Here is an 11357-nt window from a genome sequence, read left to right as displayed (position 1 = left end):
GCCCGGCCGGCAGTGAGGTGATATCTGCGACGTGATCTCAACGCCCTCATGTCAGCGACATGATATCAACCTCAATATCAGTACCTCGATACCAACGACCCCATATCAGCGGCGTTGTGCTGCCTGCACAGCCTCCTTGCTGTCAAACCAGTTCAGCACGGCATCCAGACCCGCGTAATTGATCTGAAATGCGGCTGCTTCCTGCAATACAGGTTTGGCGCGATAGGCCACAGAATAGGCAGCATGGGACAACATGTTCAGATCGTTTGAGCCATCGCCCATGGCAATGCACTGGGCCGGCGTGGCATTGAGCGACGCCGCCAGTGACTTGAGGTATGCGGCCTTGCGGTCACCGTCGACGATATCGCCCACGACCTGTCCGGTTAATTTGCCATTTTCCACTTGCAGAACGTTGGCGTGGGCACTAGCGAGGCCCAGGCGGGCTTGCAGTTTTTCCGTAAAGAAGGTAAAACCGCCAGAGACGACCATGACGTGGACACCGGCCGCCTGCATGGTGCGAATCAGTTTTTCGGCGCCCGTATTCAGTTGCAGGCGTTCATCGTAAACGCGCTGCAGATCAGCTTCGGCTACGCCCTTAAGAAGGGCAACGCGCCGGCGCAGGCTTTCACTGAAGTCCTTGATTTCGCCGCGCATGGCTGCCTCTGTGATGGCCGATACCTCTGCTTTTTTGCCTACCATGTCGGCAATTTCGTCAATGCATTCAATATTGATCAGGGTCGAGTCCATATCCATGGCCAACACTTTTATCTCATCCAGGGGGCGGATGGTCTGCAGTGCGGCCAGATCGACATGGCGGGTTTTGGCCCACTCCTGCAACTGGGGCAATGCCGTTTCATCAACGTCTTCCAGGCGCATGGCGCAGGCATTCAGTGGTGTAATGCGGTTGGCGCTGGCCAGCGCAGCGGCCTGTTCGATCAGATCATGGCGAATGCCGGGGGCTTGGAGTACGAGATGCATGTTAAGGAAAATCCGGATAAAAAAGAGTCAGGCCGCCAGCGTCTTGAGCAGCAGGCGAATGGTATCGATGCGGCGACTGATGTCGGGCATATTGTTCAGTTCAATACGTAATTTATCGGCCCCCGAAAAACGGATGTGCTTTTGTTTTTGCACCAGCTCAATCATTTTAAGTGGGTCGGCGCAGGTCTTGGGGCCAAAGACAAGCAGCGCCTGTTCATCGCTGATATCGACCTTGATGATGCCCAGCGCTTCAGCCAGGATGCGCAGACGGTGCGTTGCGATCAACATGCGCGCCGGGTCTGGCATTTTTCCAAAGCGGTCGGTGAGCTCTTCCTGGATGGCCAGCAAGTCATCTTCGGTCTTGGCGTGGGCCAGCTGCTTATACAGGGACAGGCGGGCATGGATGTCGGTACAGTAATCGGCCGGCAGCAGGGCAGACGTATGCAGTTTGACTTCGCAGACGGAATTGAACGGGGTCTCCAGATCCGGCTCTTCGCCGGCCTTGAGCGCACGCACGGCTTCGTTAAGCAGATCGCTGTACATCGTAAAGCCGATTTCGTTGATATTGCCCGATTGCGAGTCGCCCAATACTTCGCCCGTGCCCCGGATTTCCAGATCGTGCATGGACAGAAAGAAGCCCGAACCCAGTTCTTCCAGGGACTGAATGGCCTCCAGCCGCTTTTTGGCATTGCTGGTGATGGCGTCTTCGCCCGGCGTGAGCATATAGGCATAGGCCTGATGGTGCGAGCGGCCGACGCGCCCGCGCAGCTGATGCAGCTGCGCCAGGCCCAGCCGATCTGCTCGATGAATAATGATGGTATTGGCGCTGGGGACATCAATACCCGTTTCAATAATGGTGGTGCACAGCAGAATATTAAAGCGCTGCTGATAAAAGCCCTTCATGATTTCTTCGAGTTCACGTTCGGGCATCTGGCCATGGGCCACGGCAATGCGCGCTTCGGGCAGGAGCTCTTCCAGGCGCGCACGGCGGTTCTGAATGGTTTCCACTTCGTTGTGCAGGAAGTAAACCTGGCCGCCGCGTTTCAGTTCACGCAGGGCGGCTTCACGGATGGTGCCATTGTCTTCGCGGCGTACGAACGTTTTGATGGCCAGGCGCTTTTGCGGCGCAGTGGCAATTACGGAAAAGTCACGTATGCCTTCAAGGGACATGCCCAGTGTGCGCGGAATCGGCGTTGCGGTCAGCGTGAGAATGTCCACTTCGGCGCGCAACGCCTTGAGCGCCTCTTTCTGTCGCACGCCGAAGCGATGTTCTTCGTCAATGATGACCAGCCCCAGCCGCTTGAATTTGACTTCCTTGCCCAGCAGTTTATGCGTGCCGATGACAATGTCAACCGTACCGTCCTGCAGCCCGTCCAGCGACGCCTTAACTTCCTTGGTGCTGCGAAAGCGCGACAGTTCTGCCACGCGCACCGGCCAGTCGGCAAACCGGTCGGCGAAGGTCTGAGCATGTTGCTCGGCCAGCAGCGTGGTGGGGCACAGCAGTGCGACCTGCTTGCCATTGGCGACGCACAGAAAGGCCGCGCGCAGGGCGACTTCGGTCTTGCCGAAACCCACATCGCCGCATACCAGGCGATCCATCGGTTTGCCGGAGGTCATGTCGCCAATGACAGCATCAATGGCGGCCTGCTGGTCGACAGTTTCCTCAAATCCAAAGCCTTCGACAAAGGTCTGGTAGTCGGAAAAGGGCAGCTTGAAAGAAAAGCCTTCACGCGCTGCGCGCAGTGCATACAGGGCCAGCAGCTCGGCGGCTGCATCGCGGATTTGCTTGGCAGCCTTCTTGCGGGCCCGGTCCCATTGGCCGGATCCTAATTGATGCAGCGGCGCATGCTCAGGATCGGCGCCACTATAGCGGGAGATCACGTGCAGTTGCGAGACCGGAACGTATAGCGTGCTATTGCCTGAGTATTGCAGATGCAATAGTTCGATATCGCCTTCGCCCAGATCCATCGTGACCAGGCCATGGTAGCGCCCGATACCGTATTGCATATGAACGACCGGATCGCCCTCCCGCAACTCGGACAGGTCGCGCACCATGGCGTCAACGTTGCTGCTGCGTTCCTGTTTCTTGCGACGGCGCTGGGCGACCGATGCGGAACCGGGATACAGGTCGTTTTCGGTGACCAGGCACAGCTGTCGGTCGCGAATGATAAAACCGGTGTTCAGCGGCGCAATGGCAATGCCAAAATCAATATCGGAGGCGACAAAATCCTGGACGTTGTCAAAGGCTGCACTGGGCTCCAGCTGTTGTTCGCGCAGCAGTTGCAACAGCGTTTCACGGCGGCCGGCTGAATCGGCACAGAGCAGCAACCGCTGTTGGCCGCTCTTGAGCCAGGCGCGCAGGCGTGCAAAAGGATCATCGCTGCGTCTGAGCACGGCAATATCGGGGGCCGGCGCAAATTGTGCATTGGGGGAACTTTCGTCCAGGTGCAGTCGGGCGAAGGATTTCAGATGGACGAAAAACTGTTCTTCAGACAAAAACAGGAGCTCGGGCGCCAGCACGGGCCGTTCGCGATCGCTTTTGAGGAACCGGTAGCGACTTTGCGTGTCGTCGTGAAATTGCCGGATGGCCTCTTCGATCGTGCCGACGGTGACCGTGATGGTTTCGGGGCGCAGATAGTCAAACAGCGTTGCAGTATCGTCAAAGAACAGCGGTAGATAATACTCGATACCGGCAAAGGCAATGCCGTTGCCCATGTCTTTGTAGGGCATGGCGCGGGACGGATCGCCTTCGAACAGGTCGCGAAAGCGCGAGCGAAAATGATTGCGGGCGGTTTCGTCCATGGGAAACTCGCGGCCGGGCAGCAGTTCCACTTCATTGACCGGGTACAGGCTGCGCTGCGTGTCCATGTCAAAACTGCGAATGGATTCGATTTCGTCGTCAAACAGGTCAATGCGGTAGGGCAGCACTGAACCCATGGGAAACAAATCGATCAGCCCACCCCGGATACAGAATTCTCCGGGAGCGGCTACCTGCGAGACGTGTGCATAATTGGCCAGCATCAACTGGTCACGCAGGGCGGATTCGTCGAGTTTGTCACCCTTTTTGAATGAAAAGGAATAGGCTGCCAAAAATGCAGTGGGCGCCAGGCGATACAGGGCTGTTGTGACCGGCACCGCCAGAACGTCGACTTTGCCTTGCATGAGGGCCGACAGCGTTTTAAGCCTTTCTGAAATCAGATCCTGGTGTGGCGAAAAGCCATCGTAGGGTAGTGTCTCCCAGTCTGGAAACTGGCGTACCCGCAGCTTTGGGTCAAACAGCACAATTTCGTCATGCAGCCTTTGTGCCTGCAGGGGATCGGCGCAGAGCAGCACAAGCGGCCTGCCGGCGGCCCGGGCAAGTTCGGCCGACAGCCAGGCGTCACCCGAACCCGGCGGGCGTGGGTAGCTATAGCGTTGACCGGGTTTAAGCGTGGAAAGGAGCGGGGTGAGGGCAGTGTTTGACACAGAGGCGGAAGCAGGGAATCGAATCTGCTCATTTTATCAGATACCGGGGTGTCGCCGCCCGCCAGGACTGCAGTTCGCGGCGGGCGGGGCAATGGCCTGCTGCTGCTTGCCCCGGCCTGCGCTGACAGAAGCTGACCGGCGCTGCGCGAGCCACCGCATCGCCCGCTGCAATTTGGCTTGGCAGCGGGGCGGCGTGATATTATCTGATCTCTTGAATGATGCAATTGCCGCTTCAATGGCGGCGACCTCTATGACTGACAACATCTTTGCGATTATTCCCGCAGGCGGCGTGGGCAGTCGGGCCCTGACTGCCGGCCGGCAGATCCCCAAGCAGTATTGCACGATCAACGGCGTGGCGATGCTCCAACTGGCCGCCGATGCCCTGCGCGCAGACGCCCGGGTTGCTACTGTCCATATCGGGGTCACGGCTGAGGACACCTGGATTGATACACTGAACCTGGGCAGCAATGTCTACGTTCATCGCACTGCCGGCGCTACGCGGGCGCACACCGTAAGCAGCACGCTGCAGGCTGTTCTGGATGGTGACGATCGCGATGGCTGGGCGCTGGTGCACGATGCGGCAAGGCCGGGGTTACGGGCCGATACGCTCACGGCATTGATTGATACCTGCCTGAGTCAAAACAAGGGCGGGTTGCTGGCAGTGCCTGTGCCCGATACCGTCAAACGCGCAACCGTGGATGAACAACAGCAGGTGTGTGTGGCGCAGACCATTCCGCGTGAAGGCTTGTGGCTGGCGCAGACGCCGCAGCTTTTTCCTGCACGTGCCCTGCTGGACGCGCTGAATGCTGCGATCGACCAAGGGCTGGATATTACCGACGAAGCCTCGGCCATGGAAGCGGCGGGCATCCATCCCCTGCTGGTGCGTGGTTCGGCAGAAAATATGAAAGTGACCTGGCCTGCAGATTTTGCCATGGTGCAACGGTGGTTGGCATTCGCTGGAGCGGCGTCGGGGCAGGCGACAGGATAAAGTACGGTTGAACGGTTGATCTGCTACGCGGCATGGATGCCAAATGAAGTTAAAGAAATGATGTTGACGCAATGATATGGAGAGTGCTGTATGACAATTGGCTTGCGGGTTGGGCAGGGGTTTGATGTCCATGCGTTACAGGAGGGGCGGCCCCTGATATTGGGGGGCGTTACCATTGCCCACACCCATGGTCTGCTGGGACACTCGGACGCCGATGCGCTGTTGCATGCGATTACCGATGCTATCCTGGGTGCGGCAGCGCTGGGCGATATCGGCCGTTTGTTCCCTGATACCGATCCGGCATTCAAAGGCAGTGACAGCCGAGTATTGCTGCGCGAGGCGTACCGTCGTGTCTGCGAAGCCGGCTGGCAGGTCGTGAACGTGGACGCCACCATTCATGCCCAGGCGCCGAAAATCATGCCCTATGCGCCGGCCATGGTAAGCAATATTGCCGCTGATCTGGCGCTGGACCCCGCCTGTGTGAATGTCAAGGGTAAAACGAACGAGCACTTGGGGTATCTAGGGCGCAAAGAGGGCATTGCGGCCACGGCTATCGCCCTGCTGGCCAGACAATAAGATGCCCAGCGGACGGCAGCACGCACGAAGCGCTGGCTGAGGCGTGCTCACCAAACAAAAAAATGCCGCGACATAGGGTCACGGTATGACATTATTTGAGAGGCAGACTGATTTATTTGCCTTCGGCTGTCAGGGCCAGCGCGGCGGCGTTGACTACAGCGGCGATACGTCCGGCATCGCGCAACTGCTCAATCGTGAAGCCCGCTTTTTTCAGATTGTCAAAATGCGATTTAACGCAAAAGTGGCATTTGCCGACAATCGAGGCCGCCAGGGCAAACAGTTCAAAGCGTTCATGCTCAATGCCCCCATGCGAGGAATAGGCATTCATGCGCAATAGCGGTGGCAGGGTTTTGAGTTGACTGTCGTCAGTCATTTCGACATAGGGATACCAGATGTTGTTCATTCCCATCAGGGCCGCAGCGGTCAGAACACCATTGACATCTTCTGGCGACAAACCAGACTTGAACTGTTCGATCAGAAACGGATTCTTCGCAGCATAGGCGGCTGCCAGGGCCACACCAACCGCATCGGCCGGTTTCAGGGAGGAGCGGGCAATGGTGCCATCCAGATTCAGGCGGATATCTTTGGCCCAATCGGGAATTTCATTTTTTATCGTAGTTAAAAATTGCATAGTTTTTTCCTATTAAAAAGAGGAGGAAAAACCCGGCGAACCGGGTTTGATGCAAATTACAGTGTATCGCCACCGGCAACGCGGTTGCATGGGCACAGTTCATCTGTTTGCAAGCCGTCCAGAATTCGCAGAACTTCTTCTGGATTGCGTCCCACGTTCAGGTTATTGACTGAAACGTGCTGGATGACGTTGTCCGGGTCAACAATGAATGTGGCGCGCAGGGCAACGCCCTCATTGCGTTCACGCACACCCAGCTGATCGATCAGCGAACCGGTAGAGTCGGCAAATGAGTAGTGACCCAATTTGTTCAGATCAGGGTGCTCACGGCGCCATGCCAGTTTGCAGAATTCGTTGTCGACAGAGCCGCCCATCAGTACAGCGTCACGGTCTTCGAAGTCTTTGGCCAGGTTGTTAAAGCCAACGATCTCGGTAGGACACACGAATGTGAAATCTTTTGGATAGAAGTAGATCACTTTCCATTTTCCGGGGAAAGAAGATTCTGTGATGTCTTCGAATGCAGAAACGCCGTTTTCTTCATGGTTGTTGAAACCAGGTTTGACACCGACGACTTTGAACGATTCGAGCTTTTCACCAACTGTTTTCATAACTGTTCCTCATAAGAAGTTGAACAACCGCCCGGTGGTACCGGGCCTGCTTATTGGCCGCGCCGCAAGGCATGGCAAGGGAGCGAGCGGTTTGCCACGATGGCCGACGCCCACTTCCCAATATAAGTTTTAATGTTATTTTACACTATCAATACTAGCTGTCTAATTGATAATTTCTATCTCGAGCTTTAGGGATTTCTATGTGTCCGATCAGTCCGGTTGGCTGGTTCGGCAGCAGTTTCAAGGTGCCACCCACGTGCTGCAGCAGTCGTTCGACAATAGACAGGCCCAGGCCGGCGCCCGATACGCCAGTGCGTGCGGCTTCGCCCCGGGAAAAGGGACGCAGCAGCCTCTCGGTATCCTTTGCATTGATGCCCGCTCCATTGTCGCAGACATCGATTTCGATCATGCCACCTTTCTCGCGGGTCCGCACCAGGATGTGTGATTGGCCGTCAGCGACGGAGCGACCGTAGCGGCGACTGTTTTCAATCAGATTACTGACAATTCGCTTCAGATTGAGTTCCCCGATCCGGGCGTACAGATTCGGCTGGATCATAGTGTGCAGCGTGCCACCCAGCGATTCCGTATGCGCTTTTTCCCTGTCGGTGATGTCTCGCAAAATGGAAGATACATTGACGGCTTTGTCCGGGAGCACCCCGGCCGGACGGGCATACTCCATCAACTGGCCGATACTGTGATCAATCTGTCCAAGGTCTTCATCGATGGCGCTGCGGGTTTCATCACTGACATTGCTCAGTTCGATCTCCAGGCGCATGCGCGCCAGAGGAGTGCGCAGATCATGAGAAATGCCGGCCAGCATCAATTCCCGGTCGGCTTCGGTCTGGCGAATATCGCGGGCCATGCGGTTAAAGGCATTATTGAGCTCACGGATCTCCAGTGGTCCCTGGTCGTCCGGCAAGGGGGCCGGGTTTTCGCCCCGCGCTACCTGCTGGGCGGCCTTGGCCAACCGTGATAATGGCGTATTGACAAACCGGACGCTGATCGCAGCGCCGATCAGCGCTAGCAGCAGGGCGATCACGCCCCAGCCGATCCATTCGCGCATTTGCGGCAGATTATCTGTGGAAGATTTGAGCAGCAGCCAGTACAGTTCGTCGCCTACATTGAAACTGATCCAGATGCCTGGCTCGCCATTCATGCTGGACGCGATCTTGGTCTCCGTCTGGGTATCGGAGCGCTGGATCTTATCTGCGAAAATGCGCCAGAACGTGGTATCTGGCAACGGCTGCAATACATCGTCCAATTGTCGGGGAAAGACCTGGATATCCCCGGTGGTGGCCAGATCGATAACCAGTGCATTGCGATCATTGGGCGGGACGTAGGCAAGCGACTTGCGGGTGATTTTGAGTGCCGTAATACCGCGCTCGGCCATTTGCGCGGCGCGCGGCTCTTCCTGCATGTTGAAAAATACGATCAGCCAGCACGTCAGACTGACGGCCAGCAATGCTGCCAGCAGGAAAAAAGACCGGCTGAACAAGCTCAGCCGGATTTTTGATGCGAAATTCTGCAGTTGAGGAAACTGAACCGGAGCAGCGGCCATGGCGGCGCCGTCTTTTAGTTACCGCCGTCCGGAACGAAGACGTAACCCAATCCCCAAACGGTTTGAATAAACACCGGTTTGGCCGGATTCGGCTCTATCAGCTTGCGCAGGCGGGAAATCTGGACGTCAAGACTACGATCGAAAGCTTCATATTCGCGGCCACGGGCCAGCTCCATCAGTTTGTCGCGTGACAGCGGCACCTTGGGGTGGCGGGCAAATACTTTGAGCACCGAGAATTCACCCGTGGTGATGGCAACAACTTCTTCGCCGCGGGACAGCGTGCGCGTGGACAGATTCAGGGTGTAGGGCCCGAAAGCAATCGATTCGTTTTCCTGGCTGGGTGCGCCGGGGTGTTCTTCGGAACCGCGGCGGCGCAAAATGGCATTAACCCGCGCGAGCAGTTCACGAGGATTGAACGGTTTGGACAGATAATCGTCGGCACCCATCTCCAGGCCTAGAATACGGTCGATTTCTTCGGCCTTGGCAGTCAGCATGATGATAGGGGTATTATCATTGGCGCCGCGAAGCCGGCGACAGATGGACAGACCATCTTCCCCTGGCAGCATCAGATCCAATACCAGCAGGTCGAAATGTTCGCGCTGCCAGAGCTTGGTCATTTCCTTCCCGTCTTCGGCTACGAACACATTGAATCCCTGTTCAGTCAGATAACGGCGCAGCAGGTCGCGAAGGCGTGGGTCATCATCGACTACCAGAATTTTGCGTGGAGGTGTTGACGAGGCAGTTTGTGGTGTATTCATACTAATTGGTTAAGAGCTTCCGAGAGAAGTGACAGGGCTATTTGAGCACATGTTACAGTTTCTGCTGTCGCACATGGCTGAATTTTCACCATCAGTTACACTAAAAATATTTCTCCGGATTTGTGTTGATGGTGCGATACAAATAGACACATTTCGCTGCAAAATGCAAGCAAAAACGTTATGCCGATGGTTTTGTGCTTATAACAAAAAACGGGCGGAACGTGCAAATAGGTACTACTGTTCATTTTAGCGCAAATCGTCCCGGGCAAAACCGGCTTCCTGTTTATAATTGCGGGATCATTTGCCCGAACGTTGGTCACCCATCGCCGCTCGTTCGCGGGGCAATCGGCCGCTGGCCTTGGGGTTCGCGGCTGTTAACACCTTTTTTTGAATAAGCGCAGTTTATGAATGTCAATCTGATCTCCCTGGAAAGCTCGGCCACCTGTTCGTCAGCGGCACTGCTGCGGTTCGAGGGCGGTCAGTCTCAGACCACCGAGCAGGTCAGCAATCAGGCTAACGGCCATGCCGAACAATTATTGCCGATGCTTGATCACCTGCTCAATTCGGCAGGGCTTGACCGGATAGATATCAGCGGCATCGTTTTCGGACAGGGACCTGGCGGGTTTACCGGCCTGCGTATTGCAGCAGGCATGGCGCAAGGCCTGGGTTTGGGGCTGGACATCCCGGTGTTTCCGGTATCATCGCTGCTAGCCGTTGCCGAGGCCGTAAGGCCGGTCGCGCCTTCAACGATGATTGTCAGCCTGCTGGATGCCCGTATGCAAGAGGTCTTTCTGGCCTGTTTCAGGGAAACCGGCGATGGCGAACTTGTTCAGGTGCAAGCGCCGTGCCTGATTGCTGCAGAACAGGTTCCGCTCTGGTTAAGTGGGGTCAGTGTTGCTGGCGGTACAAATGAAGCCGCGCCGGTCGTGAATGGGCCGCTGGCAGAGCGCGAGCGCGACATGGACGGACAGCCTCCTGTTATATTGGTTGGCTCTGGCGTACATGTATGTTCAGGACTGGCCCATTTGACCGGCATCAAGCTGATACCGGATGCTGAACCGCGTGCTGCGATCATGGCCCGTATTGGTCTGCGCGCCTGGCTCGCAGGTCGATTTATCGCGGCCGATCAGGCGGCGCCGCTGTATGTGCGCGACAAAGTTGCATTTACTATCAAGGAAAGGGGGCAGGGTCAAGGGGGTAATCCGCGTGCTGTTCCGCTATCGGCTGAGCAGATCACGCCAGGCGGCGAAGCGGCAGTATCGCCCGAAAGCCAAGCGCGCAGTCGGGTGATCAGGGCATTGCAGCAGGCGCATACGATCCGGCGCATGACGCAGCAGGATATTGATGCGGTCGTGGAAATCGAACGCCGTGTACAGTCTCATCCCTGGACCGAGGGTAACTTTTTTGATGCGCTAAAAGCGGGTTACGAGGCCTGGGTGGTGTGCCATGGTGACGAGATAGTGGGGTTTTCCTTGCAATTGATGGCGCCCGACGTGGCGCATCTGCTGCTCATTGGCGTTGCGCCCGACTGGCAGAGCAAGGGGATTGGCGCCGGTTTGCTTGCCTGGAGTGAAGAGCGCCTGCTGTTGCAACAGCTGGAGAGCCAGGTACTGGAAGTGCGTCCGTCCAATGCGGGGGCGATCGCATTCTATCACCGCTGGGGTTATGAGCAGATCGGCGTGCGCAAGGGCTACTATCCGGACGGGCGAGGTCATAGCGAAGATGCCTGGGTCCTGCAGAAAGCCGTGGTATCCTGATGGCTATGGAATCTTCTTCAGTTTCTGCCGGCGCCCAGCCC

At 56.8% G+C, this 11357-nt stretch carries 9 protein-coding genes; 3 read left to right on the top strand and 6 right to left on the bottom strand.

The window, feature by feature from the left end; all coding sequences use genetic code 11:
* Nucleotides 1–105 precede the first annotated feature (105 nt).
* Both serB and mfd read right to left on the bottom strand, forming a co-directional pair.
* Nucleotides 106–978 (bottom strand): phosphoserine phosphatase SerB, encoded by an 873-nt coding sequence (serB, locus tag ACTIKR_RS16450; protein ID WP_442328404.1) that lies wholly within the window; start codon nucleotides 976–978, stop codon nucleotides 106–108.
* Nucleotides 979–1005: 27 nt separating this feature from the next.
* Nucleotides 1006–4443: a transcription-repair coupling factor gene (gene mfd / locus ACTIKR_RS16445; RefSeq protein ID WP_370540153.1), complete on the bottom strand. Its 3438-nt coding sequence runs from the start codon at nucleotides 4441–4443 to the stop codon at nucleotides 1006–1008.
* A 250-nt stretch (nucleotides 4444–4693) separates the two neighbouring features.
* Between mfd and ACTIKR_RS16440 the strand changes: the two genes are divergently transcribed.
* The gene (locus tag ACTIKR_RS16440; RefSeq protein WP_193087175.1) at nucleotides 4694–5431 is read left to right on the top strand and encodes an IspD/TarI family cytidylyltransferase; all 738 of its coding nucleotides are present in this window, start codon (nucleotides 4694–4696) and stop codon (nucleotides 5429–5431) included.
* 90 nt (nucleotides 5432–5521) lie between these two features.
* Entirely contained in the window at nucleotides 5522–6007 is a 486-nt protein-coding gene (gene ispF / locus ACTIKR_RS16435; RefSeq protein ID WP_193087174.1) for a 2-C-methyl-D-erythritol 2,4-cyclodiphosphate synthase, read from the top strand.
* A 112-nt stretch (nucleotides 6008–6119) separates the two neighbouring features.
* Here the strand turns inward: ispF and ACTIKR_RS16430 are convergent, their stop codons facing one another.
* The 4 genes from ACTIKR_RS16430 to ompR form a co-directional block, all read right to left on the bottom strand.
* Nucleotides 6120–6638 carry a carboxymuconolactone decarboxylase family protein gene (locus ACTIKR_RS16430; protein ID WP_128394527.1) on the bottom strand — a complete coding sequence of 173 codons (519 nt, stop codon included), beginning with the start codon at nucleotides 6636–6638 and terminating at the stop codon, nucleotides 6120–6122.
* Nucleotides 6639–6694: 56 nt separating this feature from the next.
* Nucleotides 6695–7243, bottom strand: coding sequence for a peroxiredoxin (locus tag ACTIKR_RS16425; RefSeq protein ID WP_128394526.1), 549 nt, complete (start codon nucleotides 7241–7243; stop codon nucleotides 6695–6697).
* Between the two features lie 154 nt (nucleotides 7244–7397).
* A complete protein-coding gene (locus ACTIKR_RS16420) occupies nucleotides 7398–8801 on the bottom strand; it encodes a sensor histidine kinase (protein WP_193087173.1) in 1404 nt (467 codons plus the stop codon).
* Between the two features lie 14 nt (nucleotides 8802–8815).
* The gene (ompR, locus tag ACTIKR_RS16415) at nucleotides 8816–9559 is read right to left on the bottom strand and encodes an osmolarity response regulator transcription factor OmpR (RefSeq protein WP_025373153.1); all 744 of its coding nucleotides are present in this window, start codon (nucleotides 9557–9559) and stop codon (nucleotides 8816–8818) included.
* A gap of 404 nt (nucleotides 9560–9963) precedes the next feature.
* Between ompR and tsaB the strand changes: the two genes are divergently transcribed.
* Nucleotides 9964–11316, top strand: a complete 1353-nt coding sequence (gene tsaB / locus ACTIKR_RS16410) for a tRNA (adenosine(37)-N6)-threonylcarbamoyltransferase complex dimerization subunit type 1 TsaB (protein ID WP_193087172.1) — start codon at nucleotides 9964–9966, stop codon at nucleotides 11314–11316.
* Nucleotides 11317–11357: the final 41 nt, after the last annotated feature.

This window comes from Advenella sp. (genome assembly GCF_052108595.1).
GTDB lineage: Bacteria > Pseudomonadota > Gammaproteobacteria > Burkholderiales > Burkholderiaceae_B > Advenella.
The sequence above is the reverse complement of the archived record's forward strand: the minus strand, read 5'-3'. Positions and strand labels throughout refer to the sequence as shown.